We start from the raw sequence: 26,658 nt of genomic DNA on the forward strand, positions 1-26,658 counted from the left end.
CCCTCGCGCATCTGCGCCATCAGCTTCCTGTCCGGACCGCGCACGGCGGCGACGATGCAGAACTCGCTCGCCCCGGTCGCCGCGGTCTCCTTGGCCGCCTCGACCAGCGAGGGGATGTCCAGCCACGCGGAGCGCACCGGCGAGGTGAACTGGCCGGACTGCGAGCAGAAGTGGCAGTCCTCGGGGCAGCCGCCGGTCTTGACCGAGACGATGCCCTCGACCTCCACCTCGGGGCCGCACCAGCGCTCGCGCACCGCGTGGGCGAGCGCCAGCAGCTCCTCGAGCCGGTCGTCGGGCAGCTCGAGCACCTCGAGCAGCTGCCGCTCGTCCAGGCCGCGGCCGTGTTCGAGGACCTGCTCGCGCGCCACGGCGAGGATGTCGGCTGTGGTGGAAACCGTCTCGTTCTCAGTCACGCGCGCCATTCTGCCTCATGGGGTGCGAATGCCGTCCACGAGGCGTTATGGCCTCTGTCACACGCCCCAGGTCTCCCGGAAGCGCGCGGCGTCGAAGGTGCCGCCGAGCGCCGGGCCGAGCCCGGCGCGGGCGGCGAGCAGGAATTCCGGGGCGTCCAGCCGACCGGCGCCCGCGGGCAGCGCCCCGGCGAGCGGTCGCGCGGCGAGGGTTTCCAGGTCGCGCAGGTTGGAGCGCATGGCGAGGTCCGGACCGCCGTCGGTGGTTGAATCCGGCCAGCTGCCGAGCACCACGCCCGCGAGTGCGATGCCGCGCAGGGCCATGGACTCCAGTGTCAGCGCGGTGTGGTTCAGCGTGCCGAGCCGCGGATCGGCGACCACGAGCACCGGCGCCCCGAGGTCCCGGGCCAGGTCGGCGATCGTCGCGCCCTCCTCGTCGTAGCGCACGAGCAGGCCGCCCGCGCCCTCGACGAGCACCAGCGCGCGGTCCTCGCTCAGCTTCGCGACGTCCGCGGCCACCTGGTTCAGCGAGAGCGCGGGGATGCCGCTGCGCCGTGCCGCCGCGGCGGGGGAGAGCGGGTCGGGGTAGCGCGCGTACTCGTGCAGGTCGCGGACGCCGGCCAGCCGGGAGACCGTCTCCAGGTCGCCGTCCTCGCCGGGGGCCACCCCGGTCTGCGCCGGCTTGACCACGGCCACGCCGCCGCCGCGCGCGGCCGCCAGCGCGGCGACCGCGGCGGTGACGATCGTCTTGCCGACCTCGGTGCCGGTGCCGGAGATGATCAGGATGCTCATGTGCTGCCGTTCGTTCGGTGCTCTGCGGTGCTCTGCGGTGCTCTGCGGTGCTCTGCGGTGCTCGGGCTTTCTCTTGCGCTGCTCGGGCGACGCGCGGCCGGGTGCCTATTCGGCGGGCCGGGTCAGCCGGGCCAGGAACTTGTACCGGTCCCCGCGGTAGATCGAGCGCACCCACTCCACCGGCTCGCCCTCGCCGTCCAGCGAATGCCGGGACAGCAGCAGCATCGGCAGGCCGGTGTCCGTGCCCAGCAGGGCCGCCTCGCGCGGCGTGGCCAGCGCAGTCTCGATGGTCTCCTCGGCCTGCGCCAGGTGCACGCCGTACTCCGCGCTCAGGGCCGAGTAGAGGGAGGTGTACTTCGCCAGATGCCGGCGCAGGCCGGGGAAGCGCTTGGCGCTCAGGTGCGTGGCCTCTATGGCCATCGGCTCGCCGTTGGCCAGCCGCAGCCGCTCGATCCGCAGCACGCGGGCGCCCTCGCGGATCCGCAGCAGGTCGGCGAGATCGTCGCCGGCGCTTACGTAGCCGACCTCGAGCAGCCGCGAGGTGGGCTCCAGACCCTGCGCGCGCATGTCCTCGGTGTACGAGGTCAGCTGCAGCGACTGGGCGACTTTCGGCTTGGCCACGAAGGTGCCCTTGCCCTGGATCCGCTCGAGGCGCCCCTCCACCACGAGTTCGGCTAGCGCCTGGCGGACCGTGGTGCGCGAGGTGTCGAACTCCTCGGCGAGGGTGCGCTCGGGCGGGACGGGGGTGCCGGGCGGGCTGGACTGGGTCATCGCCAGCAGGTGCCGCTTGAGCCGGTAGTACTTCGGCTCGCGGGCCGCCGGCTCGGCGCCCGCGCCCTCGTCCCGGGCCTGCCGATCGTCCTGGAGGAGCGTCTCATCCTCGTCGAACGCCACCGCGGCTCCTCGATTCCATCGCTGAGTATCGTGCCTGCTGGGACCGGAACCGACCTTATCCGGCCCCGCTGGCCGAAGCTTAACGGAACCCTACGTCCGGTGAAGCCTTGATAACGGGATGGTCGAGCCGGAGTGGAATCTCTTGACGGTGCGGATTGGTCTATGCCACTCTCCGAACTGGTCTAAACCATTTGCAGCACCGCACGCGATCCACCCGAAGTCCAGCCCGAATCACGTCGTGTGCGCACCGGACCAGGGTCCGGCCCAGCTCAGGGTGGCCGGGTCGGGGACCACGGTGCGACCGCTCACCGTCCAACGGAGGAATGTTGTGAAGCGCAAGAAGCTCGCCGCGCTGGCCTGTGCCACCGCGTCCGTCGCGCTCGTCGCCTCGGCCTGTTCATCCTCGTCCAGCTCCGGCTCGAGCAACGCCGGCTCCAGCACGTCCGTGCTGTCCACGGCCGGCGCCGGAAAGACTATCAACGTCTGGATCATGACCGACGCGCAGAAGGGCTGGCCCGACGTCGTCAACCAGGCCGTCAGCCGCTTCGAGAAGGCGACCGGCGCCAAGGTCAAGATCAACTGGACCACCTGGTCCGGCTACACCACCAAGATCCAGGCCGCGATCCAGGCCGGCGGCGCCAACGAGCCGGACGTCGTCGAGATCGGCGACACCGACACCGCCTCCTTCATCGCCAACCAGGAGCTCTACGACCTCACGTCGGCCAAGAGCCAGTTCGACAACTCGAGCACCTGGCTCAAGGCGCTCACCGCCTCCAGCTCCTCGGCGGACGGCAGCAAGCTCTACGCCGTGCCCTACTACGCGGGCGACCGCATGGCGATCTACCGCACCGACCTGTTCAGCAAGGCCGGCCTCTCGGTCCCGACCACGCTCGACCAGCTCGAGTCGGACGCCGCGGTGCTCAAGGCCAAGGCCGGCGACCCCAGCCTGGTGCCCTACTACGTCCCGGGCAAGGACTGGTACGTCGCGCTCTCCTTCGTCTTCGGCGCCGGCGGCGGCATCGCCACCGACAGCGGCGGCAAGTGGACCGGCACCCTCGAGTCCGCCGCCTCCGAGCAGGGCCTGGCGACCTGGGCCAAGCTGGAGGCCGACTCCTCGACGGCCGGCCAGACCAAGGACGAGACCGACCAGGACGCCGTCATGGCGCAGGGCCACACCGGCCTGATCTTCGGCGCGGGCTGGGAGGCCTCCTCCGTCACCGCGGCGACCGGCGGCGGCAACCCCAAGCTGGCCAACGACATCTCCACCTTCGCGATCCCCGGCACCACCGCGGGCACGGTCACCCCGACCTTCCTCGGCGGCTCCGACCTCGCCGTCCCGGCCAACGCCCCGAACGCCGCGCTGGGCGCCGAGTTCGTCAAGTACTACACCGACACCACGTCGGAGACGCTGCTCGCGAAGTACGCCATGCCGAACAACACCACGCTGATGTCGACGTTCGAGGCGGGCAGCTCGGCCAACAAGGTCGCCGGCCAGGCCGCGGCGGACAGCTGGTTCGTGCCGAACACCCCGGCGTGGACCAACGTGGAGAGCCAGAACGTGCTGCAGAACATGCTGGAGAGCATCGCGACCGGCAAGCAGTCCGTGGACGCGGCCGCGAAGGCCGCCGACACCCAGATCGCGACCATCCTCAACGGATCCTGACCCTCCGGACCCCCGGCGGGCGAGAGCCCGTGCCCGTGCCGCGTGAGACCCCGCCGGTCTCGCGCGGCGCGGGCACCGGCGCGCGGACCCGAGTTACGAAAGGACGCGACCTGTGAGCGCTGTGGACATCATCGAAATCGACGACCCGCCGTCCCGGAACCCGGCGCCGACGCGGCGCAGGCTGCTCGGCGGCGCGGGCCGCGAGGCGGGCGCGCTGCCCTACCTGCTGCTGATCCCCACCGGCCTGGTGCTGGCCGCCGTCATCGGCTACCCGCTGGTGCAGCTGGTGATCATGTCGCTGGAGAAGGACGGCAGCAGCAGCAAGTTCACCGGCACGCCCTTCGTGGGCTTCGCCGAGTACCAGAAGGTGCTCAGCGACTCGGTGTTCTGGTCCTCCGTCGAGCGGACGGTCATCTTCGCGGGCGCGAACGTGATCCTCTCGCTGCTGTTCGGCCTCGGACTCGCGCTGCTGATGGGGCGGGTCTCCAAGTCGGTCAAGCTGATCCTGACCGTGGTGCTGATGTTCGTCTGGTCGGTGCCGACGACGGTGTCCACGGAGCTGTTCCGCTGGCTGTTCGACGCGCAGTACGGCGTCGTCGACTACGTGCTCGGCAAGGTGGGCCTCGGCTCGTACGCCCAGCACGACTGGTTCGCCGACCCGAACCAGGGCCTGCAGGTGGCCTCGTTCATCATCATCTGGGGCGCGATCCCGTTCCTGACCGTGACCCTGAGCGCCGGCCTCGCGCAGATCCCGAAGGAGCTGCTGGAGGCCGCCAAGGTGGACGGCGCCTCGGCCTGGCAGGCGTTCCGCAACGTCACCTACCCGTTCCTCAAGCCGCTGCTGGTCATCGTGACCACGCTCTCGGTGATCTGGGACACCGGCGTGTTCAACCAGATCTACATCCTGCGCCAGACGCACCCCGAGCCCGGCTACTACACGCTCGGCATCTACTCGTACGTCAAGGCGTTCGCCACGATCTACGGCGGCGACAACTACAGCTACGGCGCGGCCATGGCGATCATCATGGTTCTGCTGATGGGAGTCTTCATGGTCGGCTATATCAGGCAGCTGCTGCGGATCGGGCAGGAGGGCTGATGAGCGCCGTCGCCTCCGCCTCCGCCTCCGCCGCGCGGCCGCGGGCCCGCCGGAGCTCCGCGAAGCGCCGCCGGAACACGATCGGCTGGAACATCCTCGGCCTGGTGCTCTCGGTGCTCATCGCCTTCCCGGTGTACTGGCTGCTGCTCACCTCGATCGAGCCGACCCGCTACGTGCAGAGCGCCTCGCCGAACTTCCTGCCGAAGGCCTTCTCGCTCAGCTCGTACACCGAGGTCTTCGACGACCCGGTCTTCCGCCAGGACCTCGTCAACAGCCTGATCATCACCGCGTCCACCGTGCTGTTCAGCCTGCTGGTCGGCTTCTTCGCCGCCCTCGCGCTGGCCCGGTTCCGCTTCCGCGGCAAGAGCCTGGCGATCATCATCGTGATGGGCGTGCAGATGGTGCCGCTGATCGCGCTGCTGTTCCCGCTCAACGACGTGCTGGCCAAGGCCGGCCTCGGCGACACCCAGCTCGGCGCGATCATCGCCTACGTGGCCTTCACCGCGCCGTTCACGGTGTGGACCCTGCGCACGTTCATCGCGAACGTCCCGCGCGAGCTGGACGAGGCCGCGCTGGTCGACGGCTGCACGCGCTTCCAGACCTTCTACAAGGTCATCCTGCCGCTGACGCTGCCCGGCCTGGTGGCCACCGGCGTGTTCGGCTGGATCCAGGCGTGGAACGAGTTCCTGATGGCCAACATCCTGCTGACCGACAACTCGAAGCAGACCGTCCAGCTGTACCTGGTCAGCTTCGGCAACTCGCCGACGCACGGCGCGGACTGGGGCGGCCTGATGGCGGCCTCCACGCTGGTCTCGCTGCCGGTCATCATCCTGTTCCTGATCTTCCAGCGCTGGATGGCCTCCGGCCTGACCGCCGGGGCGGTGAAGGGGTGATCCCGTCCGGCACGGATGCCGAGACCGCGCAGCTGATCCGGGACGCGGGCACGGTGCTGCAGATGTCGTTCGTCGGCACCAAGGCGCCCGACTGGGTGCTGCGGGCGCTGGAGGACGGGGCGCTCGGCGGCGTCGTCCCCTTCGCCCGGAACCTGGAGTCCCCGGAGCAGATCGCGGCCCTGTGCGCGCAGGTGCGGGCCGCGAACCCGGAGGTGCTGCTCGCGCTGGACGAGGAGGGCGGCGACGTCACCCGGCTCGAGGTCAGCGGGGGCTCGTCGTACCCGGGGAACCTGGCGCTGGGCAAGGCGGACGACGTCGAGCTGACCGAGGCCGTCGCGCGCTCGATCGGCCGCGACCTGACCGCGCTCGGCCTGAACTTCAACTACGGCCCCTGCGTCGACGTCAACGCCAACCCGGACAACCCGGTGATCGGCACCCGCTCCTTCGGCGCCGACAGCGACCTGGTGGCCCGGCACTCCGCGGCGTACGTGCGCGGAATCCAGTCCCAGGGCGTGATCGGCTGCGCCAAGCACTTCCCCGGCCACGGCGACACCGCGGGCGACTCGCACCTCGGCCTGCCGCTGATCGACTACGACGAGGACGCGGAGCGGCTGCACCTGGCGCCCTTCCGCGCCGCGATCGAGGCGGGCGCGAAGGCGATCATGACCGCGCACATCCTGTTCCCCCGGCGCGACTCCGAGGTCCCCGCCACGATGTCGCACGCGATCCTCACCGGCCTGCTGCGCGAGGAGCTCGGATATCAGGGCCTGATCGTGACCGACGGCATCGACATGGGCGCCATATCGGGCCGCTACGGCGTCGCCGAGGGCACCGTCAAGGCGATCGCGGCCGGCTGCGACGCGATCTGCTGGGGCGGCAGCAAGGCGGACGAGACCACGTACCGATACCTGCGCAACGCACTCGTCTGGGCGGTGCGCGAGGGACGGCTCTCGGCAGAGCGGCTCAGCGAGGCCGCGGGAAGGTCCCGTTCGGCCGCGCGCTGGGCGGCGCAGGCGCACGCGTCCGCCGCGACGGCCGAGGCCGAGGTGGACCGCAACGTGGGCCTCGAAGCCGCCCGCCTCGCGATCACGGTGCGCGGCGGTGACGAGGGGCGTTCCCCGCGCCCGTTCACCGCCGCTCCGCACGTCGTCGAGTTCTCCCCCCTGGTCTCCATCGCCGTCGACACCGCGACGCCCTGGGGCCTGGCCGGACCGCTGGCCGAGCTCGTGCCCGGCACCACGTCGGCCAGGATCACCGCGCCCACCACGCACACCGAGACCGTCGGCCTGATCGCCTCGGCCGTGGTGGATCAGGACGCGGAGGTGGACGTCGCGGCCGAACTCGCCGCCGCCGAGGGCCGCCCGCTCGTGCTTGCGGTGCGCGACCTGCACCGCAACCCGTGGATGCGCCGCGCCGTGGACGCGGTCCGGGCCAAGCGCCCCGACGCCGTCGTGGTCGAATTCGGCCTGCCGCAGGGCGACGTCGCGGACCTGTGCACGTACGGGGCGTCGAGGGTCAGCGGCATCGCGGCCGCCGAATTCCTCGCCGGAAGGCAGACCGCCGCACAGCCAACCGCGGGACGGCAGACCGCCGGACAGCAGACCGCGGGTGGCGAAAGCTCGCACAACAGCAAGGAAGATCCCTGATGGAAGTCGTCATCGTCCCCGACGCCGGCGCCGGAGGCGAGCTCATCGCCGAGGCGATCGCCGCACTGGTCGCGCGCAAGCCGGAGGCCCTGCTCGGCGTGGCCACCGGCTCCACCCCGCTGCCGATCTACCGGGCCCTCGCCGCACGCGTGTCCGCCGGAACGCTGGACGTGGACCGGCTGCGCGTCTGCCAGCTCGACGAGTACGTCGGCCTGCCCGCGGGCCACCCCGAGTCGTACCGCTCCGTGATCCACCGCGAGGTCCTCGAGCCGCTCGGCCTGGGTCTGGACAGCTTCCTCGGCCCCGACGGGACCAGCGAGGACATCCCCGCCGCGTGCGCCGAGTACGACGCGGCCCTCGCGTCGGCCGGCGGCGTGGACCTGCAGATCCTCGGCATCGGCACCGACGGCCACATCGGCTTCAACGAGCCCTGCTCGTCGCTGGCCTCGCGGACGAGGATCAAGACCCTGACCCCGCAGACCCGCGAGGACAACGCGCGGTTCTTCGACTCCCTGGACGAGGTCCCGCACCACGTCATCACCCAGGGCATCGGCACCATCCTCGAGGCGCGCCACCTCGTGCTCCTCGCCACCGGCGCCGGCAAGGCCGAGGCCGTGGCCGCCACCGTCGAGGGCCCCCTCGCCGCCCTGGTCCCCGCCTCGGCGCTGCAGCTGCACCCGCACGCCACCATCGTCGTCGACGAGGCGGCCGCGGCGCAGCTCAAGCACTCCGACTACTTCCGCGCCACCTACGCCGCCAAGCCGGCGTGGCAGGGCCTGTGAGCCGTCCGTAGGTCACGGCTCCGCCCCCGGATCCCCGCCCCCGCGCCTGGCCTTCGGCGCGGGGGCGGTGCTTTGCCGTGATCGCCGCGGCGGGTCGAAGCCCGCGAGCGGAGTGGGAAGCATCTTGATGCTCGCCTTGGCGGCCATTATGATGCAGCCATGCGCACTACCCTGACCTTGGACGATGACGTCGCCCGGCTCGTCGAGGACGAGCTGCACCGAACGCGCACGTCTATGAAGGAAGTCATCAACGCGGCGATCCGTGCCGCGCTGGCTCCGCGTCCGGCTCGCACGGAGCCGTTTCGGGTGACTCCACATCGCAGTCGCCTGGCTCCGGGATTCGACCTCGCGGGCTTCAACAAGCTCGCGGACGAACTCGAGGACGAGGCGATCCTGGAGAGCATGCGGAGGGCGTCGTGATCATCCCCGACGTCAATCTGCTGCTCTACGCGTACAACGACGCGTATCCGCAGCACGAGAGGACGAGGCTCTGGTGGGAGGAGCAGGTCAACGCGGATGTCCAGATCGGCTTAGCCGATCCGGTGATCTATGGTTTCCTGCGCATCGCCACGAACCCGCGGATCTTCGAGACTCCGATGTCCATCGATGAGGCTGCGGGGCATATCGAGGCGCTTCTCGAAGAGCCGAACGTCATCCGCGCCCCTGCGGGCCCGCAGGCCTTCGCGTACGCCCTGCGCTGCCTGCGCGACGTTGGCACGGGAGGAAATCTGACCACTGACGCGCAGATCGCCGGACTCGCCGCCGAATGGGACGCGACGGTCTGCTCGAACGACGCGGACTTCGGCCGGTTCCCCGGCGTGAAATGGACGAACCCCCTGGCGGCGTGAACGCCAGGAGGTCGAATATCACCGGGGCCTTGGCGCGGCGGGCGACGCCTACGCGGCGTCAGATCCCCGGCGAGCCGGCGCGGCTGCCGGCCGGAGCGGCTCCTGGCCGGCGCGGCCCGGGGCGGAACGGGACCCTCAAACCCGTCCCACCCCGGTATCCGCGAGGGCCGGGATCTCCCGGCCGTCCACCCAGGTGCGGGCTGGGTGGAAGTCTTCGGTCCAGTGGACCAGGTCGGCCCGGGCGCCGACCGCGATGCGGCCGAGGTCGGGGCGGGCGACGGCGTCGGCGGGGACTCTCGAGGCGGCGTCGATGACCGTGGGCAGCGGCATGCCGAGGCCGAGCATGTTGCGGACGGCCTGGTCCAGGGTCAGGGCGGAGCCGGCGATGGTGCCGTCGGCGTTGCGCGGGACGCCGTCGTCGCCGAGTTCGACCGGGATGCCGGCGAGGACGTAGGAGCCGGCCGGCATGCCGGCGGCGGCGATCGCGTCGGTGACCAGGACGACGCGGCCGGGGGCGGCGCGGAAGATCAGGGTGCAGATCTCGGCCGCGACATGGTGCAGGTCGGCGATCAGGCCGACCCGGTAGCGGCTGTCCGCGAGCGCGGCGCCGGGGACGCCGGGCTCGCGGTGGGCCAGGCCGCGCTGGGCGTTGAAGATGTGGGTGACGAGGCCGGCGCCGGCGTCGGCGGCCGCCTCGACCTGGACCGCGGTGGCGTTGGTGTGGCCGATGGAGACGGTCACGCCCGCGTCGCTCAGCCGCTTGATCGCGTCCAGCGCTCCGGGCAGCTCGGGGGCGAGCGTCAGCGTGGTCAGGATGTCGAAGCCCACGGCGGACATCAGCGTGTCCACGGCCGCCTGGGTCGGCTCGGCGAGGTACTTCGCCTCGTGCACGCCCCGCTTCAGCGGCGCGAGCCACGGGCCTTCCAGGTGCACGCCGAGGATCCGGGCGTACGGTCCGTCCTCCTGGCGGTCGCGCGCCTCGGTCGCGGTGTCGAGGCCCGCGATCAGCCGCGGCAGCGGCGCGGTGATCAGCGTCGGCTGGAAGGAGGTGACGCCGGTGGACGGCAGCTGCGCGGCGACGGCGTCCCAGTCGGCGTCCTCGGCGGCGGCGAAGTCCACCCCGAAGGCGCCGTTGATCTGCACGTCCACCAGGCCCGCGGTCAGCACGCCGGTGTCGAGCACGACGTCCGCCCGCGGGTCCGCGTACGGCTCGACGGCCGTGATCAGACGGTCATCCACGCGAACCGTGACGGGGGCGAGCACCCCGTCGACGACCGCGCTGCGGGCCGAGATCCTCACGCGACTTCCTCCAGTTGGGCGGCGACGAACAGCGCCCATTGTGGACTAGACCACTGAAGGTTGTCCAGACCTCTCCTATGATTGGTCTGGACCATTCGGCGGCTTCGGAATTGCGCGTAAAACCTCGGAAACGCGGGCGAAATCGGCCTCCGTGAGGTCGGCTCGCGCGGTCAGCCGGAGCCTGGAGCGGCCGTCCGGCACCGACGGCGGACGGAAGCAGCCCACCCGGACCCCGCCGGCCAGGCACCGCTCCGCCGCCGCCACCGTGCGGTCCGGGTCGCCGAGTATGACGGAGGTCACGGCGCCCGAGGGGGCGGAGGCGGGCAGCCCGGCGTCCACGGCGATCCGGTGCAGGCGCGCGGCGTTCCGCCCCACCCGCTCGGCGAGCTCCGGCTCGCGTCGCAGGATCCTGAGGGCGGCGCGGGCCGCCGCGGCGCACGACGGGGCGAGCGCGGTGTCGAAGATGAACGGGCGCGCGGCGTCGATCAGATGGTCGATCACCTCCCGCGGACCCACCACGGCCCCGCCCTGCGTCCCGAGGGACTTGGAGAGGGTCACGGTCAGCACCACGTCCTGCGCGCCCGCCAGACCGGCCGCGTGGGCCCCGCCGCGGCCTCCCTGGCCGTGCACGCCGACCCCGTGCGCCTCGTCCACCAGAAGCGCGGCGCCGTAGCGGCGGCAGACGTCCGCGAGCTCGGCCAGCGGGGCCACGTCGCCGTCCACCGAGAAGACCGACTCGGTCAGCACGAAGGCCCGGCGGTAGGGGACCTCGGCGCCGGCCAGCGCGCGCTCGACGTCCCGCGGCGAGCAGTGCCCGACCACCGCGCGGCGCGCCCCGGAGAGCCGGACGGCGTCGATCACGCTTGCGTGGTTCAGTGCGTCGGAGACGAGCAGGTCCTCCGGGCCCGCCAGCGCTGTGACGAGTCCCACGTTCGCCAGGTAGCCCGAGGAGAACACGAGCGCGGCCTCGGCGCCGAGGAAGTCCGCCAGCTCGCGCTCGAACTCCGTGTGCTCGGATGTGGTCCCGGTCACCAGCCGCGAACCCGTCGAGCCGGCGCCCCAGATCCGGACCGCCTCGGCCGCCGCCGCCCGCACCTCAGGGTGCGCGCAAAGCCCCAGGTAGTCGTTGCCGGCCAGGTCGACGGGGCCGGCGCCGGCCTCCCGGGTGCGCAGCCGCCGCCGCAGGCCCGCCGCCTCGCGCTGCGCGGCCCGGGTCCCGAGCCAGTCCCACATATCGTTCATGGTCCGAATCTTTCCGCACTATCGGAGATACTGTCCGTATGCCCTCGATGAACGACCTCGTCCGCGAGCAGACCGCTCTCCAGCCCGAAGACCTGGAGTGGCTGCACCTGATCGTCGCCGACTGGCAGATCATCGCCGACCTGTCGTTCGCGGACCTCGTGCTCTGGGCGCCCACCGCCGACGAGACGCAGTACGTCGCGGTGGCCCAGATGCGGCCGAACACCGGGCCGACATCCTACGTGGACGACCTGGTGGGCCACGTCGTGCCGCGCGGCCGGCGCCCGCTGCTCGACCAGGCCCTGGACGAGGGCCGGATCGTGCGCGAGGGCGACCCGGAGTGGCGCGAGGCCGTGCCGGTGCGCGTCGAGGCGGTCCCGGTGCGCCGCGGCGACAAGGTGATCGCGGTCATCGCCCGCAACACCAACCTGCTCACCGCGCGCACCCCGAGCCGGCTCGAGCTGACGTACCTGCAGACCGCCTCGGACATGGCGCAGATGATCGCCACCGGCCGCTTCCCGCTGCCGAACTCGCGCAGCCACCTCGACGCGATGCCGCGGGTCGGCGACGGGATGCTCCGCCTGGACGCCGACGGCCTGGTCACCTACGCGAGCCCGAACGCGGTCTCGGTCTTCCACCGGATGGGCCTGAACACGGAGCTGATCGGCGCCCACCTCGGCAAGCTCTGCGCGGAGATGGCGGTGAGCATCGGCCCGACCGACGAGGCGCTGGTCGAGACCGCGAGCGGGCGCAAGGCCAGGGACACCGAGCTGGCCAACGACCGCGGCAACGCGATGCGGCTGCGCTCGATCCCGCTGCGGCCGGCGGGGGAGCGGATCGGCGCGCTCGTGCTGGTGCGCGACGTGACCGAGCTGCGCCGCCGGGACCGCGAGCTGATGACGAAGGACGCGACGATCCGGGAGATCCACCACCGGGTCAAGAACAACCTGCAGACGGTGGCTGCGCTGCTGCGGCTGCAGGCCCGGCGGCTCGACGAGCCGCGCGGCAAGGCGGCGCTGCAGGAGGCGGTGCGCCGGGTCGGCTCGATCGCGATCGTGCACGAGACGCTCTCCCAGACGCTGGACGAGCGGGTGAACTTCGACGAGATCGCCGACCGCGTGCTGAGCATGGTGATGGACTTCTCGGCCTCGAGCCTCGGCAACACCTACGGGGGAGCGGCCCCGGAGCCGGTGCGCCCGCGCCGGGTGGGCAGCTTCGGGGTGCTCGGCGCGACCGTGGCCACGCCGCTCGCGATGGTGCTGACCGAGCTGCTGCAGAACGCCTTCGAGCACGGCCTCGACGGCGGCGCGGGCACCCTGTTGGAGGTGACCGCGCAGCGCGTCGGCGGCCGGCTCACCATCACAGTGGTCGATGACGGTCGTGGGCTGCCGATGGGTTTCGACCCGCACACGGCGGGGAATCTCGGCTTGCAGATCGTCAGAACCCTGGTGCAGGGCGAGCTGGGAGGCGAGTTCGATATGCGACAAAGAGACGGCGGCGGTACCGTCGTCTCTCTCGAGTTCGCGGCGGGCTAGGCGCTGATGGGCCTCGAGCCCGCTGGGTGCTCGCTCCTCGCTCCGGCCCCCCGCCGGCGGCGGTGTGCGCGCGGCGGGACGGGGTCGGGCAGGGTTCGGGCGGGTTCAGCTCTTGCTACGGGTACTTCTCAGACTCGCTTGCCTTGCGGGTCCTGCTGCTGATGCTGGTCCTACTGGTTACTGCTGGTCCTGCCGGTCTTGCGGGTACTCCCGGTGCCGCGGGATATCGCGGCCGTCACCGCCGGGTGCGGCCCGGGAAAGCGATCGCAGGCATCTGCTGCCCTCCCGGCTTCGGTCGGTCGACGGGCCCCTCGCCCGTCGCGGCCCGGAAGGCCCTTGATCAGGCCATCCGGGAACGGGCACGCGCGGCGCGGCGCTTCAGCGCGCGACGCTCGTCCTCGCTCATACCGCCCCAGACACCGGCGTCCTGGCCGGACTCCAGGGCCCACTGCAGGCACTGGTCGATCACGTCGCAGCGGCGGCACACCGCCTTGGCGTCCTCGATCTGCAGCAGTGCCGGCCCGGTGTTCCCGATCGGGAAGAACAGCTCCGGGTCTTCGTCACGGCACGCGGCGCGGTGGCGCCAGTCGCTCATCGGTCCTTCTCCTTCGCAAAGGTCATTCGTGCGTTTGTGAAGTGCTTCGGGTGGCGCCCGCCCGAGGGTGCCGGGCGGCGCCGTGGTGCTGATGGTGCTTCAGGTGGTGCGGTTCGCGCATCGTCGAGGTATTCGACGCTCCCATGAAACGCCGACGCTCCCTCATGCGTTCCCGGTTCCCAGGACCCGCCGGAACATTCGCCGCCCGGGGGCGGCGGTGTGCGAGGCGGATCTTGTGAATGTGAACGCTTTCACGAGCATCGGCGTTCCCCGGCACCGTGAGCTGGGCTCACGGAGCGTGAAGGATGGCGCGCGGAGGCTGGTGGGCCGGAATTCCCATGGGTCTGTGTCCACGCTCGGCGCTGAGCGATCACAGCCCACGTTTCAGGGCCGTGAACAAGCCTGTCAGTCGCGCTCGCGGAGCACAAGAGCTCCCGGGAATCATTTTTCAATTCTCAGGTGTCGGTTCGGTCACACCTTGCCTTTGAAGGTCACCGCGCGAGCCGCGCCATGGGACTTCAAGGACAACGAGTGACCGCGACGTGCCGTCCCACGCGTAGGCCGGTTCGCCGCATCCAGTACATCACGCGAAGACGCGAAGCGCAGCGGGAACACTACGGAATGTCACACGTTCGCGTGGTCCGAGGTAGTCGCCGTCCACCTGGAAGGGCACCGGGCGGTGCGCGAGCAGGGTGAGTTCGGGCAGGTCGTGCCGCAGGATCACGCCGCGCCCGGTGGCCAGCCGGGGAGAGCTGGCGATCAGTCGTCCGACCGTCGACCAGACCGGCAGCGCGGCCAGCGTGGTGAGGCCGAACAGGTCGAGCCCGGTCTCGAAGCCGGCCTCCGGCGTCGCGATGATCTGCCGCTGCCCGAGGTAGGTCCACGGCGAGGTGTTCGCGATGATCGCCATGAACAGCTCGGGCAGCATGCTCCCGTCCGCCGCCTTGGCCGTGATCGGCGCGTTGCGCTTGTCGGTGCGGCGGAAGTACTCGCGCAGCGCTGAGCGTACATAGAGCGTGTGGGTGGACTTCTTGCCGTTGGCCCGCTGCCGCTCCACCTCGCCGACCACCGCCGCGTCGAAGCCGAAGCCCGCGGAGAAGGTGAAGTAGCGCTCGTCCGCCTCGTCGTCCGGGCGCACGGCGCCGAGCGAGACCAGGCGGGTGCGGCCGGCGAAGCGCGTCGCCTCGTCGTCCCCGCTGCGGCGCAGCAGGCGCAGCAGCGCCCCGGTCGCCTCGACCGCGTGGTTGGGTAGGCCGAGCGCCCGCGCGAAGACGTTCGTCGAGCCGCCGGGCACGATCGCCAGGGCCGGGCGCTCGTCCGGTCCGGAGCCGTGCGCCATCAGGCCGGTGACCGCCTCGTTGACCGTGCCGTCGCCGCCGAAGGCGATCACCACGTCCACGCCGTCCTGCGCGGCCTGCTCGGCCAGGTCGGCGGCGTGCCCGCGGTAGCGGGTATGTTCATGTCGCAGGTCGAGCTCCGAGGACAGGGCGCCGACCAGCACGTCGAGGGTCCCCTCGGAGGCCGTGGTGGCCTTGGGATTCATGATCAGCAGCCCGCTTGCCCGCTTGTCCGACATGCCCTTTAACGTACCCGCATCTTGTGCTTGTACGACGGGCGCCCCCGCCGACCGGGCGGCCGCGTGCGCGCTATACGCTCGTAGTGTGCCGAATGCAGCAACCAGAGCGACCGCCGAGACCCCCGAGCTCCGCGACCGGCGACCCGCCACCGTCACCGGCGCGGCCGCGGCCACCGCGCTGCCCGGCGCGGCGCTGACCGCGTACGGCGTCTACCAGGTCGTCGCGGGTCTCGTCGGCGATCCGTTGAGCCGCTCCATGGCCGAGACCCTGGGCGTGATCTACCTCGTGCTCGGCCTCGGCATCGTATGGGTGGCCCGCGGCCTCCTGCGCTGCCAGGCATGGGCGCGCACCCCCGCGCTGATGACGTTCATGCTGATCGGCGGCGTGGCCTACTGGATGCTGCAGGGCGGTTACGACCTCTACGCGGCCGTCTCGATCGCGTACGGCGTGCTGGGCATCGTGCTGCTCTTCGCGCCCGCCTCGCACAAGGTGCTCACCCGCTGACCGGCGTGATCGCGTACGAGTGGCGCGGCGAGTTCGCGAACGACGCCGTGAACGTGCTCCACGCCGAGGGCTTCGGCCACCCGTACCTGGACATCGACTGGCACACGCAGGTGCACCGCCACAGCCTCGGCTGGGTCTGCGCCCGGGACGGCGAGGAGCTCGTCGGCTTCGTCAACGTCGCGTGGGACGGCGACGCGCACGCATTCGTGCTCGACACCCTGGTCGCCTCGCACGCCCGGCGACGGGGGATCGGCACCGGGCTGATCGCGACGGCCGTTGAGCACGCCAAGGCGGCCGGCTGCGAGTGGCTGCACGTCGACTTCGAAGACCATCTGGCGGGCTATTACTTCGATGCCTGCGGATTCGTTCCGACGCGGGCCGGGCTGATCGCGCTGCGCTGAGGCCCAGGTCCCGCCGCCCCCGGAAAGACGCTGTCCCGCAAGCCGATCCACGGCCTGCGGGACAACGATGCTTCGAGCGCCGTCGCCGGCTCGCCCGCTACTCCTCGACCAGCAGCTTCTCGCGCAGCTGGGTCAGGGTCCTGGCCAGCAGGCGGGAGACGTGCATCTGCGAGATGCCGATCTCCTCGGCGATCTGGGACTGCGTCATATTGCCGAAGAAGCGCAGCAGCAGGATCCGCTTCTCGCGGGCCGGCAGCTGCTCGAGCAGCGGCTTGAGCGACTCCCGGTACTCGACGCCCTCGAGCGCCTCGTCCTCGCTGCCGAGCGAGTCGGCCACCGCGGGCGACTCGTCGTCGCCGGACTCGGGCACGTCCAGGGACAGCGTCGAGTAGGCGTTCGCCGACTCGAGGCCCTCCAGGACCTCCTCGTCGCTGATGCCGAGGTGCGCCGCGAGCTCGCCGACCGTGGGCGAGCGCCCGTTGCGCTGGGAGAGCTCGCTGGTCGCCGCGGTCAGCGACAGGCGCAGCTCCTGCAGCCGGCGCGGGACGCGCACGGCCCAGCCCTTGTCGCGGAAGTGCCGCTTGATCTCGCCGATGATCGTCGGCGTGGCGTACGTGGAGAACTCGACGCCGCGCTGCGGATCGAACCGGTCCACCGACTTGATCAGGCCGATCGTGGCCACCTGGGTCAGGTCGTCGAGCGGTTCGCCGCGGTTGCGGAAGCGCCGGGCCAGGTGCTCGACCAGCGGCAGGTGCATCCGCACCAGGCGGTCGCGCACCCCGGCCCTGGCCGGGTCCTGGGCGTCCATCTCGGCCATCCGGCGGAACAGCTCGCGGGCCTCGGCGTGCGTGGCGGCCTGGGCCGCGCTGCGGGCGGTCTGCGCGGTGCGCTGCGGACCCACCTCGGCGCGCTGCTCGGTCGCCTCCACGTCCGCTTCCACGGCCTCGTCCAGTTCCACGTCCTCGTCGGGACCCGGCGGCTCGGTCGGCGTCGGCGGGGTCATCGGTCGCTGTGCCGTAGTCACGCTGCCGTCGTCTCCGCCCCGCCGCGCTGCTTGACCATGGTGATCGCCACGAGGTTGTCCGGGCCCCCGGCGCTCGCCTCGACCTGGCCGGCCAGCGCGGTCAGCACCGTCCAGGCGAAGGTGTCCTTGGCGGGGGCCTTCCCGTCCGCGGTCGGCGCCGAGACGGTGATCGCAAGCTCCGCGGGCGCCAGGTCGAACCGGCAGGTCAGGCTGGTGTGCGGCACATTGTGCTGGAGCAGCATCGCGCAGGCCTCGTCGACCGCGATCCGCAGGTCCTCGATCTCGTCCAGGGTGAAGTCCAGCCGCGCCGCGAGGCCCGCGGTGGCCGTGCGCAGCACCGAGAGGTAGGCCCCGTCGGCCGGGATGCTCACCTCGACGAAGTCGTCCGGGGACAACACCGCGGTTCCTCCTGCCTGGCCGACTTCCGCTGTCGATTGCTGTTCCACTGTGCCTCCCACGCGCGTGACCGGGCCCGGACGGACGCACGGCCGCACGCATCGTACGCGGTCGCCGCCGCTCCGTGAGTAGAAGTTACCCCGTTCGGACCATCTGTGTCTCGCAGCTACGCCTGGGGGCCCGGCGCGTCCGCGACGGACGGGCCGGACCCCGGGCTGGGAGCGTCCGGGAAGTGGGGGCCGGGCCCCCTCGGACGCTCCGGCTCCGATCAGGCCTGCTTGGTCTCCCAGAAGATCTTGTCGATCTCGGCGATCAGGTCCAGCAGGTGCTGGCCGGTGGCCGGGTCGTTGGAGGCCTTGGTGCCGGTGGCGCTCGCGGCCTTGACCGCGTCGTTGAACAGCGTGTGCAGCTGCGGGTACTTCTCGAAGTGCGGCGCCTTGAAGTAGTCGCTCCACAGCACCTCGAGGTGGTGCTTGACCAGCTCGGAACGCTGATCCTTGATCTGGACGGCGCGGGCCCGGAAGATCGGGTCCTCGTTCCCCTGGTACTTCTCCTGGATCGCCTTGACCGACTCGGCCTCGATCCGGGCCTGGGCCGGGTCGTAGACACCGCAGGGCAGGTCGCAGTGCGCTGAGACCGTGGTCTTCGCGGCGAAGATGCGCATGGTGACTCCTTCTCACGCGTGAACTCTTGTTGCTTCGAACCCGAGCCTACTGCCCGCTGATTCCCGCCGCCCGGCAAGGTGTGATCTAGAGTGGCGGCCATGCTGGGTGTGGCCGTGGTGAAGGGACCGTCGATGGTGCCGACCTACTACGACGGCGACCGCCTGCTGGTCCGCTACGGCGCGCGGGTCCGCGCGGGTGACGTGGTGCTGGCCCGGGATCCCCGGCTACCCGAACGGATCCTGGTGAAACGCGCCGCGCGCCGGGAATCCGGCGGCTGGTGGCTGCTGGCTGACAACACGTACGCGCCCGGCGACTCGCGCCAGTTCGGCGCCGTCCCCGACGGCCTCGTGATCGCCAGGGTGCTGCTGCGGCTGCGCAAAGCGAAGCGGAACTGACGGGGCGGGAGCTGACACGATGTCGGCTCCCGCCCCGTCGGTTCCGCTGTTTCGCTTCTTCTTATCGTGACCGCCGGTGCCGCGATCCCGTGTTCCTCGCGCCGCGATCCGCCGACGCCGCGAGGAATGCCCGGATCCGCGGGCTACGCCGCCGAGCTCGCCGCGCCCGCCAGCGCCGCCTCCTTGCGCCGGGCCCGGTAGGCCGCGACGTTCGCGCGGGTGGCGCAGCGCTCGGAGCAGTAGCGCCGGGAGCGGTTCGTCGAGGTGTCGATGAACACGTCCCGGCAGGGCGCGGCCTGGCAGACGCCGAGCCGGTCGATGCCCAGCTCGGTGGCCTGCACCGCGAGGCCCATGCAGGCCTTCGCCGCGTAGGCCGCCGCGGTCGAGGGCATGCCCTCGACCAGGTGCAGGTGCCAGTCGGTGCCGTCGTGGCCGGAGATCTGCGGCCGGATCGGGTACTGCTCGAGCAGGCCGTTGAGCACGTCCACGGCCTGCTGCTGGCCGCCCGCGTCGGCGGTGTCGAAGATGGTCCGCAGCTTGTCCCGCAGCGTGCGCAGTTCCTGCACGTCGGCGGACGTCAGCCGGCCGCAGGCGCCCTGGCGGGAGAGCAGCGCGCGGGCGTCCTCCACGGTGGTCAGGTCGTCCCGGCGCCGGTAGGGGTCGAACGTGTTGACGAGGTGGACGGCACGGTCCGCGTAGGAGGCGAGTTCCATTGTCTGTTGCCCCCTCTGGGAAGGCGGTTTCTGTCGGTTTCGGTCTGGACCAAGGTACGCGATACGCGTGTCCCCGGCCGTGATGTGCCATAACCGTACGCCACGACGCCGCGTTGGCAAGAGCCCTTCGCCTCTTCGTGTCCGGGCCGCTATCCGAACGTGGGCGGCGATCGCGTTCCCGAGTGGCGGACGTCGCAGTCCGATAACCGTGCACCCTCGGCGGATGTGGCATAAAGTAGGCCACCAACCGTGTGCGGCGGCCTATCCCTCTCTCGCCGTGCGCAGCCACACGATGGCGTTGCCCCCTCACTTCACGGTGCCTCGACGTTCCCGCGCGGGGACACCGGCCACGACGCCCAAGGATGTGCCGACCATGCCCGGTGACGCGACGACCGCGCCCGCCCTGATCCCGCCGCGGAGCCCCGCGGCCGACGACTATTCGGACTTCTCCACCATGGACACCGCAAACCACGAGAGCCCCGTCTTCGCGCTGCACCGCGGCGGCAAGATGGAGATCGCCGCCACCGTCCCGCTGCGCGACCGCGCCGACCTCTCGCTCGCCTACACGCCCGGCGTGGCCGAGGTGTGCACCGCGATCGCCGAGCGGCCCGAGCTGGCCCGCGACTACACCTGGAAGTCGCACACGGTGGCCGTGGTCACCGACGGCACCGCGGTGCTCGGCCTCGGCAACATCGGCCCGCTGGCCGCGCTGCCGGTGATGGAGGGCAAGGCCGTGCTGTTCAAGCAGTTCGGCGGCGTGGACGCGGTGCCGATCTGCCTCGACTGCACGGACACCGACGAGCTGGTCGAGACGATCGCCCGGCTCGCCCCGGCCTTCGGCGGCATCAACCTGGAGGACATCTCCGCGCCGCGCTGCTTCGAGATCGAGCGCCGGCTGCGCGAGCGCCTCGACATCCCGGTCTTCCACGACGACCAGCACGGCACCGCGATCGTGCTGCTCGCCGCGCTGCGCAACGCCGCCAAGGTCACCGGCCGCACCCTCGGCGAGCTGCGCACGGTGATCTCCGGCGCCGGCGCCGCGGGCGTGGCCATCGCGAAGATCCTGGTCGAGGCCGGGATCGGCGACGTGGCCGTGGTCGACTCGCGCGGCATCGTGCACGCCGGACGCACCGACCTGACCGAGGTGAAGCGGGAACTCGCCTCGTTCACGAACACGTCGGGCCTGACCGGGTCGCTCGAGGACGCGATGAAGGGCGCCGACGTGTTCGTCGGGGTCTCGGCCGGGACCGTCCCGGAGTCCGTGGTCGCCACCATGGCGCCGAACTGCATCATCGCGGCGATGGCGAACCCGAACCCGGAGATCCACCCGGATGTGGCCCGCAAGTACGCCGCCGTGGTCGCCACCGGCCGCTCGGACTTCCCGAACCAGGTGAACAACGTGCTCGCCTTCCCGGGCGTGTTCGCCGGCGCGCTGACCGCCGGGGCGCGGCAGATCACCGAGGAGATGAAGCTGGCCGCGGCCGACGCGCTGGCCGAGGTCGTCGCAGACGAGCTTAGCCCCGAGTGCGTGATTCCCTCGCCCTTCGACCCGCGGGTGGCCCCGGCCGTCTCCGCGGCGGTGGCGGCGGCCGCGAAGGAGCAGGGCGCCTAGGCCGTGTCTTCAAACTATCGCCGGGTCCGCGGCGCCTGCCACGCACGCTCGCGGCGTTGCAGGGGCGGTTGCAGACGACCGAGTATGCGCCCGCCCCTGCGCCTTGCGAGCGCACGCGTCAGCCGCCGCGGCCTGATCCGACGCAAGTTTGAAGACACGGCCTAGGACGCGCCGCGCCGGGGCTGGGCACGGTAGTTACCGGCGAGTAGGGTAAGCCGCATGTACGCGGTTTACGCACAGAGCATCGAGAAGGACGCGCCGCTCAAGGGGCTCGGCTTCGGCGAGCTGCCGGAGCCGGCCGAGCTGGCGGCGCGGCCCGGCTGGACGACCGTCACCCTGAAGGCCGCCGCGCTCAACCACCACGACCTGTGGTCGCTGCGGGGGGTCGGCCTGCCCGCCGAGCGGCTGCCGATGATCCTCGGCTGCGACGGCGCGGGCGTGGACGAGGACGGCAACGAGGTGGTCGTGCACGCCGTGCTCGGCGAGCACGGCCGCGGCGTGCCGGAGGGCGAGCGCCCCTCGATCCTGACCGAGCGCTACCCGGGCACGTTCGCCGAGCGGCTCGCCGTGCCGCGCTGGAACCTGCTGCCCAAGCCGGCCGGCCTCGGCTTCGCCGAGGCGGCCTGCCTGCCGACCGCCTGGCTGACGGCCTACCGGATGCTGTTCACCCGCTCCGGCCTGCGGCCGGGCGACTCGGTGCTGGTCCAGGGCGCGGGCGGCGGCGTCGCCACGGCGCTGATCGTGCTCGCCCGCGCGGCCGGCTTCCGGGTCTGGGCCACCTCGCGCAGCGAGGCCAAGCGCGCCCGCGCGCTGGAGCTCGGCGCGCACCAGGCCTTCGAGTCCGGCGCCCGGCTGCCCGAGCGGGTGGACGCGGTGATGGAGACGGTCGGCGCGGCCACCTGGGCGCACTCGGTCGCCTCCGTCCGCGAGGAGGGCACGATCGTCATCTCCGGCGCCACGTCGGGCCCGAACCCGCCCGCCGCGCTGACCCGGATCTTCTTCCACCAGCTGCGCGTCGTCGGCTCGACGATGGGCTCGCGCGACGAGCTGGCCGCCCTGCTGCGCTTCTGCGAGAACACCGGCGTGCGCCCGGTGATCGACAGTGTCCTGTCACTGCGCGAGGACGCCGAGGCGGGCTTCGCGAAGATGGCGGCCGGCGAGCTCGTCGGCAAGATCGTCTTCGAGATCTAGGCTGCGGGACACGGCTCTGCGCCTCGCGCACGTGCGCGGGGCGGAGCCAGCCCGGCCAGCGCGTCTCAGGTCAGCGGAAGGCCCGGGGTGCTCTCCATCAGCACGACCTCGAACTCCTCCAGGCACATCATCCGCATCCCGGTCCGCTGGGCGGCGTCCCGGCGCAGCTCGGACTGCAGCGTGCGGGAGGCGGCGAGGGCGCCCCGGTCGGCGAACAGGCTGCCGACGGCGCCCGTGCCGTTCTCCCGGTCGACGAACATCGCCGCGCCGCAGAAGCCGGACATGTCCCGCATCCGCAGCAGCCCGTACTGCTCGAAGGACCTGGCCAGCTCGTCGATCCGGGACGGGTCGATCATGAACCGCCCGAGCCGGAACGCGGTGGCCGTCTCGAGCTCCGGGCTCGCGGCGAACGCGGCGATCTCGGTGGTGACGACGGAGACGCTGTCCGCGAACGGCGTCAGCAGCTCGGCGCGCCGCTCGCGCAGGTGGGCGTCGCTGTTGGTGCGCTCGCTCGCGGTCTCCCACCAGGAGGCCATCGCGATCTTCCCCAGCTCGCGGTCCGCGAACAGCCCGAAGGACCGGTAGCCGGGGGAGTCGGCGAGCAGCTTGGGCGCCTCGGTGCGCAGGCCTTCGAGCGAGCCCTCGATCCTGGCCGGGTCACCGGTCGCATACGTGGTCCGGGCGTACATGGGCCGCCCCTTTCCTGCGAATGGTTAAAGGCCTTCCCATGCTATTCCCGGCCGACCGCGGCTGCCCCTCGGCGCACGCCGGCCGGGCGCCGAGGGGCGGGGGAGGGCCGCCGGTCACGGATGCCCCCCGAACTTCACCGTGTCCGGCAGGTCGGAGCAGATGTCCTCGTCCCCGGTCCGGCTCTCCGCGCTGATGGAGGCGGACGGGTCGGACGAGGACCGCGCGCCCTGCGGCCCGGCGCCCGGCGCCGACGCGTCGCCCGGCGCCGCGACCAGCCCGGCCGGCCGGCTCTGCCCGATCACCAGCGTCAGGTTCTCGGCGTCCCGGCTCTCCTGCAACGTCACCGAGCCGACGATCCTGGCCTGGAGCGCCCGCGCCTGCGCCAGGTCCCCGGTCGGATAGACGATCTGCGTCTGCTCGTACCCGCTGTACCTGCTCGGAGTCCCGACCTGTGCGGACAGGCCCATGGCCTTGAGGTTCTCGGTGGCGTAGAGCGCGAGGTGCGGGACCGTCGTGCTGTTGTAGACGTCGATCGGCACGCCGTTCAGCGAGACCGCCGCGGCCGCGCTGCCGCCGCCGGCATCCGACGTCGATGCCGCGGCCGTCGGCACCGAGCTCGCCGTCGTCCCGAACGCCGCCGCGGCGTTCGAGCCCGGCAGCGGCGTGTCCTCGCGCAGGTCCGTCCACACCTGGTCGAAGCCGGCGCCGGGGATGACGCGGTTCTGATTCCCGGGGTCGAAGCCGTAGGGCACGGTGATGAACTGGATGTAGTGGCTCTTCAGGCTCTGCACGCTCCCGGCCAGGCTGACCATCGAGTCGATCGAGTCGAGCCCGGTGTCCACGGTCAGATTGCTGGTCACCGCGTCGGCGATCTTGTACAGCGTGATCGGGTCGCCGAGCGTTCCCGCGCTCACCAGCTTGTTGAACAGCGAGGTGACGAACATCTGCTGCATCCGGATACGGTTGAGGTCCGTGCCGTTCGCCAGCCCGTGCCGATCGCGCACGAAGGCGAGCGACTCCGGCCCGCTGACCGTGTGCAGACCGGGACCGAGCACCAGGCCGCTGTAATCGGGGTCGTTGATGCCCGGTGGCGGCACGCACACCGTCACCCCGCCGACCGCGTCCGTCAGCGACTGGAACGCGTTGAAGGTGATCTCCACGAAGTGGTCGATCCGGATCCCGGTCATCTGCTCCACGGTCGCGACCGCGCACGTCGGTCCCCCGAGGTTCATCGCCAGGTCGAACATCGCGTCGGCGGAGGCCGGGACGGTCTGCGTCGGGTCGAGCCGGCCGCGGCACTCGGGCCGCGGCACGATCAGGTCGCGCGGGATCGAGACGACCGTCGCCCACTTCTTCTCGGCGTCGATATGCACGAGCATCGCGGTGTCCGAGATGTCGGTGCCCAGCTTGCTGGAGTTGCCGAGGTGCGGGCCGCGCTGGCCGTCCCGCGTCTGCGAGCCGAGCAGCAGGATGTTCTCCGGCACGTGGCCCCACCGGTCCGCCCGCGCGGCGGCCGGACGGTCCGTCAGCGAGTCCAGCGACTCGGTGGCCACCTGGCCGAACAGATGCTCGTACGCGTAGGCGCCGAGCGCCGTCACGGCGAGGATGACGCCCGCCCCGATCATGGCCGTCGCCTTGAACGCGCGCCTGCGCCGCGGATGCGCGCCGACCGGCCGCGCCGTCCGCGCCGCGGCCCGCTGCCGCGCCCGGCCGTGCGGGTCGAGCTCGTCGAGGTCCACGTCCTCGTTGATCCGCGCCTGCCTGTCGACGCGGGGCGCCGACCTGCGATGTTCACCCGATCGGCCGACGTGGCGCGGCTCCGGCTCGTCCGCCGGCGCGCCCCCGCCGTCAACGCCGAGGCTCCCGTCCGCGCCGACGCGCCCGTCTGCGCCGGAGCCTGCGCGCGCCGCAGAGCCCGCGGGCCGCCACAGGTCGGGCTCCTCAGGCCGCGCAAGCCACGCGGCCCGCCCCCGAGGATGCTGCGGCAGCGACTGCGCCTGCGACTGCGCCTGCGACTGCGCCCGCGATGGCCATTGCGGTAGCGACTGCGCCTGCGACCGTGACGCCGACTGCGCGTACGACTGCTGCTCTGACTGCGCCTGCGGCCGCGGCTCCGGGTACCAGGGCTCGAGATCCGTCCGTCCGTGGTCCATCGATGCGTCATGCCCTTCCGCCCGACTGCGCTGACGAGCTCACGACGCGCACCGCCGGTGACTCGGTTGCAACCGAGGGTGGCGGGATGGAAGCGGAGAGTAACTGGATGACGGGAGGTCCGGTGATCAGCGCGTCCGCAGCCCGGATTAACCCGGTCAGAGTAATCGTGGTGTGCCGGGAAGCCAGGTCGGCGAGGATGCAACGACTCCATGGGTGACTCCATGGGTTGAGTCCTCCTCCCGCCGAGACTCCGGAAGCAGGTGCCCCCCGCCCGTGCCGCGCCGCGTCCGACCCGAGGCCCAGTGGCTGGCCGAGGCCGCGCGCACCAACCTCTGGCTGGTGCCGACCGCCGCCACGGTCGGCGCCGTCGTGTGCTTCCTCATCACCCGTGCGGTGGATTCGGCTGCCTATTACCGCGGCTGGCATCTGCCGGGCTGGGTGATCGCGGGCAGCGCCGACGGGGCGAGGCAGATCCTCACGACGCTCGCCGCCGCGCTGATCACCGTCGTCGGCGTCGTGTTCTCGATCATCCTGGTCGCCCTCACCCTCACCTCGACCCAGTTCGGCCCGCGGATGCTGCGCAACTTCATCCGCGACCGGGGCACGCAGTGGACGCTCGGCATGTTCGTCGGCACCTTCGTCTACGCGATGCTCGACCTCGTCGCGATCGGCGGCGGCCCGCACGGCGACTTCGTGCCGCACGTGTCGATCACCGTCGTGCTCGCGCTGACGATCGTCGACGTGGCCGTGCTGATCTACTTCATCCACCACATCGCCGTCATGATCCAGCTCCCGCAGGTCATCGCCGGCATCGCCCGCGACCTCGACGACGCGGTCGAGAACGAGATGAAGTCGCAGGGCGGCCGGCCCCACTCGCGCACCGACCCCGAGACCGAGGCGTCCGCGAATGTCCTGGGCGCCCTGATGGAACGCGGCGGCGGCCAGGTCCCCGCGCCGGAGAGCGGCTACCTGCAGTTCGTCCGCCGCTCGATGCTCATCGACCTCGCGGTCGAGCACGGCGCCGTCTTCAAGCTGCACCACCGCCCCGGCCACTTCGTCGTACGCGGCCAGCCCTTCATGACGGTCTGGCCCGCCGAGACCGCCGCGGACATCGAACGCTGGCTCCGCCGGTCCCACATCACCGGCCCGCACCGCACGCTGACCCAGGACGTCGCCTTCGCCGTCGACCAGCTCGTCGAGATCTGCATCAGGGCGCTATCCACCGCGATCAACGACACCTTCACGGCTCTCACCTGCATCGACTGGCTCGGGGCCAGCCTTTGCCGGATCGCCGGGGACTGGGACCCCGACCCCGTCGCCCGCGACGCCGACGGCCTCGTCCGCCTGATCTCCGCCCCGATCTCCTACGAGCGCCTCGTCCAGCGCGCCTTCGAGAAGGTCCGGCAGGCCGCGGCCGGCATGCCCGCCGTCCTCATCCGCCAACTCCACGCGCTGGCCCTCATCATGCGCTCGACCCGCCTCCCCGAGCAGCGCCCGGTCCTGCTCGCCCAGGCCGAGATGATCTACCGCCTCGCCCTGGAGTCCGTGCCCGAGCCCGCCGACCTCGCCGACATCGAGGCCGCGTACCAGGAACTGGTGGCGCTGCAGCGAGGAGAGGCGGAGGGGGAGCGGGAACGGGGCGAA

The 26,658-nt window shown here is 71.6% G+C and carries 27 protein-coding genes; 14 read left to right on the forward strand and 13 right to left on the reverse strand.

Annotation, left to right across the window (positions count from 1 at the left end; all coding sequences use genetic code 11):
• The 3 genes from KDK95_RS26300 to KDK95_RS26310 form a co-directional block, all read right to left on the reverse strand.
• Positions 1-413 (reverse strand): biotin synthase BioB (locus KDK95_RS26300; protein WP_504799545.1); only part of this gene is annotated, 413 nt, incomplete at its 3' end.
• A 57-nt stretch (positions 414-470) separates the two neighbouring features.
• Positions 471-1,202, reverse strand: a complete 732-nt coding sequence (gene bioD / locus KDK95_RS26305; RefSeq protein WP_212520980.1) for a dethiobiotin synthase — start codon at positions 1,200-1,202, stop codon at positions 471-473.
• Between the two features lie 105 nt (positions 1,203-1,307).
• Positions 1,308-2,096, reverse strand: coding sequence for a GntR family transcriptional regulator (locus KDK95_RS26310; RefSeq protein ID WP_307844666.1), 789 nt, complete (start codon positions 2,094-2,096; stop codon positions 1,308-1,310).
• Between the two features lie 328 nt (positions 2,097-2,424).
• On the opposite strand from KDK95_RS26310, the gene KDK95_RS26315 reads away from it, so the two are divergent.
• From KDK95_RS26315 to KDK95_RS26345, 7 genes are all read left to right on the forward strand, one after another.
• Complete coding sequence (locus tag KDK95_RS26315; protein ID WP_212520981.1) at positions 2,425-3,759, forward strand: extracellular solute-binding protein; 1,335 nt, start codon at positions 2,425-2,427, stop codon at positions 3,757-3,759.
• 112 nt (positions 3,760-3,871) lie between these two features.
• Complete coding sequence (locus KDK95_RS36235; RefSeq protein WP_212520982.1) at positions 3,872-4,855, forward strand: carbohydrate ABC transporter permease; 984 nt, start codon at positions 3,872-3,874, stop codon at positions 4,853-4,855.
• Entirely contained in the window at positions 4,855-5,748 is an 894-nt protein-coding gene (locus KDK95_RS26325) for a carbohydrate ABC transporter permease (RefSeq protein WP_212520983.1), read from the forward strand. The genes KDK95_RS36235 and KDK95_RS26325 overlap by 1 nt, the downstream gene beginning before the upstream one ends.
• A 62-nt stretch (positions 5,749-5,810) precedes the next feature.
• Complete coding sequence (locus KDK95_RS26330) at positions 5,811-7,394, forward strand: glycoside hydrolase family 3 protein (protein ID WP_249161919.1); 1,584 nt, start codon at positions 5,811-5,813, stop codon at positions 7,392-7,394.
• Positions 7,394-8,176: a glucosamine-6-phosphate deaminase gene (gene nagB / locus KDK95_RS26335; RefSeq protein WP_249161913.1), complete on the forward strand. Its 783-nt coding sequence runs from the start codon at positions 7,394-7,396 to the stop codon at positions 8,174-8,176. The genes KDK95_RS26330 and nagB overlap by 1 nt, the downstream gene beginning before the upstream one ends.
• Positions 8,177-8,335: 159 nt before the next feature.
• A complete protein-coding gene (locus tag KDK95_RS26340; protein ID WP_212520985.1) occupies positions 8,336-8,596 on the forward strand; it encodes a hypothetical protein in 261 nt (86 codons plus the stop codon).
• Positions 8,593-9,024 carry a TA system VapC family ribonuclease toxin gene (locus tag KDK95_RS26345; RefSeq protein ID WP_212520986.1) on the forward strand — a complete coding sequence of 144 codons (432 nt, stop codon included), beginning with the start codon at positions 8,593-8,595 and terminating at the stop codon, positions 9,022-9,024. The genes KDK95_RS26340 and KDK95_RS26345 overlap by 4 nt, the downstream gene beginning before the upstream one ends.
• A 135-nt stretch (positions 9,025-9,159) precedes the next feature.
• Here the strand turns inward: KDK95_RS26345 and nagA are convergent, their stop codons facing one another.
• Positions 9,160-10,323, reverse strand: a complete 1,164-nt coding sequence (gene nagA / locus KDK95_RS26350) for an N-acetylglucosamine-6-phosphate deacetylase (RefSeq protein ID WP_307844667.1) — start codon at positions 10,321-10,323, stop codon at positions 9,160-9,162.
• A 75-nt stretch (positions 10,324-10,398) separates the two neighbouring features.
• Complete coding sequence (locus KDK95_RS26355) at positions 10,399-11,565, reverse strand: 8-amino-7-oxononanoate synthase (protein ID WP_212520988.1); 1,167 nt, start codon at positions 11,563-11,565, stop codon at positions 10,399-10,401.
• A gap of 38 nt (positions 11,566-11,603) precedes the next feature.
• On the opposite strand from KDK95_RS26355, the gene KDK95_RS26360 reads away from it, so the two are divergent.
• The gene (locus tag KDK95_RS26360) at positions 11,604-13,097 is read left to right on the forward strand and encodes a PAS domain-containing sensor histidine kinase (RefSeq protein ID WP_249161914.1); all 1,494 of its coding nucleotides are present in this window, start codon (positions 11,604-11,606) and stop codon (positions 13,095-13,097) included.
• 340 nt (positions 13,098-13,437) lie between these two features.
• Here KDK95_RS26360 and KDK95_RS26365 read toward each other — a convergent pair whose 3' ends face one another.
• Together KDK95_RS26365 and KDK95_RS26370 are read right to left on the reverse strand one after the other, a co-directional pair.
• Positions 13,438-13,692 carry a WhiB family transcriptional regulator gene (locus KDK95_RS26365; RefSeq protein ID WP_034265110.1) on the reverse strand — a complete coding sequence of 85 codons (255 nt, stop codon included), beginning with the start codon at positions 13,690-13,692 and terminating at the stop codon, positions 13,438-13,440.
• 583 nt (positions 13,693-14,275) lie between these two features.
• Positions 14,276-15,268, reverse strand: a complete 993-nt coding sequence (locus KDK95_RS26370; protein ID WP_212520989.1) for a diacylglycerol/lipid kinase family protein — start codon at positions 15,266-15,268, stop codon at positions 14,276-14,278.
• 85 nt (positions 15,269-15,353) lie between these two features.
• Between KDK95_RS26370 and KDK95_RS37905 the strand changes: the two genes are divergently transcribed.
• Entirely contained in the window at positions 15,354-15,773 is a 420-nt protein-coding gene (locus KDK95_RS37905) for a hypothetical protein (protein ID WP_212520990.1), read from the forward strand.
• 5 nt (positions 15,774-15,778) lie between these two features.
• Positions 15,779-16,174 carry a GNAT family N-acetyltransferase gene (locus tag KDK95_RS26380; RefSeq protein WP_212520991.1) on the forward strand — a complete coding sequence of 132 codons (396 nt, stop codon included), beginning with the start codon at positions 15,779-15,781 and terminating at the stop codon, positions 16,172-16,174.
• Between the two features lie 97 nt (positions 16,175-16,271).
• On the opposite strand, the gene KDK95_RS26385 is transcribed toward KDK95_RS26380, so the two are convergent.
• From KDK95_RS26385 to sodN, 3 genes are all read right to left on the reverse strand, one after another.
• Positions 16,272-17,312, reverse strand: a complete 1,041-nt coding sequence (locus KDK95_RS26385) for an RNA polymerase sigma factor SigF (RefSeq protein WP_372463390.1) — start codon at positions 17,310-17,312, stop codon at positions 16,272-16,274.
• Positions 17,195-17,596, reverse strand: a complete 402-nt coding sequence (locus KDK95_RS26390; protein WP_212520992.1) for an ATP-binding protein — start codon at positions 17,594-17,596, stop codon at positions 17,195-17,197. The genes KDK95_RS26385 and KDK95_RS26390 overlap by 118 nt, the downstream gene beginning before the upstream one ends.
• A gap of 266 nt (positions 17,597-17,862) precedes the next feature.
• Positions 17,863-18,258 carry a superoxide dismutase, Ni gene (gene sodN / locus KDK95_RS26395; protein ID WP_212520993.1) on the reverse strand — a complete coding sequence of 132 codons (396 nt, stop codon included), beginning with the start codon at positions 18,256-18,258 and terminating at the stop codon, positions 17,863-17,865.
• 99 nt (positions 18,259-18,357) lie between these two features.
• Between sodN and sodX the strand changes: the two genes are divergently transcribed.
• Entirely contained in the window at positions 18,358-18,654 is a 297-nt protein-coding gene (gene sodX / locus KDK95_RS26400) for a nickel-type superoxide dismutase maturation protease (RefSeq protein ID WP_212520994.1), read from the forward strand.
• 143 nt (positions 18,655-18,797) lie between these two features.
• On the opposite strand, the gene KDK95_RS26405 is transcribed toward sodX, so the two are convergent.
• Positions 18,798-19,367 carry a CGNR zinc finger domain-containing protein gene (locus tag KDK95_RS26405; protein ID WP_212520995.1) on the reverse strand — a complete coding sequence of 190 codons (570 nt, stop codon included), beginning with the start codon at positions 19,365-19,367 and terminating at the stop codon, positions 18,798-18,800.
• A 454-nt stretch (positions 19,368-19,821) separates the two neighbouring features.
• On the opposite strand from KDK95_RS26405, the gene KDK95_RS26410 reads away from it, so the two are divergent.
• Positions 19,822-20,979: an NAD(P)-dependent malic enzyme gene (locus KDK95_RS26410; RefSeq protein WP_212521004.1), complete on the forward strand. Its 1,158-nt coding sequence runs from the start codon at positions 19,822-19,824 to the stop codon at positions 20,977-20,979.
• Positions 20,980-21,198: 219 nt separating this feature from the next.
• Positions 21,199-22,170 (forward strand): zinc-binding dehydrogenase, encoded by a 972-nt coding sequence (locus tag KDK95_RS26415; protein ID WP_212520996.1) that lies wholly within the window; start codon positions 21,199-21,201, stop codon positions 22,168-22,170.
• A 65-nt stretch (positions 22,171-22,235) separates the two neighbouring features.
• Here the strand turns inward: KDK95_RS26415 and KDK95_RS26420 are convergent, their stop codons facing one another.
• Together KDK95_RS26420 and KDK95_RS26425 are read right to left on the reverse strand one after the other, a co-directional pair.
• A complete protein-coding gene (locus KDK95_RS26420) occupies positions 22,236-22,859 on the reverse strand; it encodes a hypothetical protein (RefSeq protein WP_212520997.1) in 624 nt (207 codons plus the stop codon).
• A gap of 114 nt (positions 22,860-22,973) precedes the next feature.
• Positions 22,974-25,013, reverse strand: a complete 2,040-nt coding sequence (locus KDK95_RS26425; RefSeq protein WP_212520998.1) for an LCP family protein — start codon at positions 25,011-25,013, stop codon at positions 22,974-22,976.
• Positions 25,014-25,287: 274 nt separating this feature from the next.
• On the opposite strand from KDK95_RS26425, the gene KDK95_RS26430 reads away from it, so the two are divergent.
• A partial coding sequence (locus tag KDK95_RS26430; RefSeq protein WP_212520999.1) for a DUF2254 domain-containing protein occupies positions 25,288-26,658 on the forward strand: 1,371 nt, incomplete at its 3' end.

Source organism: Actinospica acidithermotolerans, from assembly GCF_018139625.1.
Lineage (GTDB): Bacteria > Actinomycetota > Actinomycetes > Streptomycetales > Catenulisporaceae > Actinospica > Actinospica acidithermotolerans.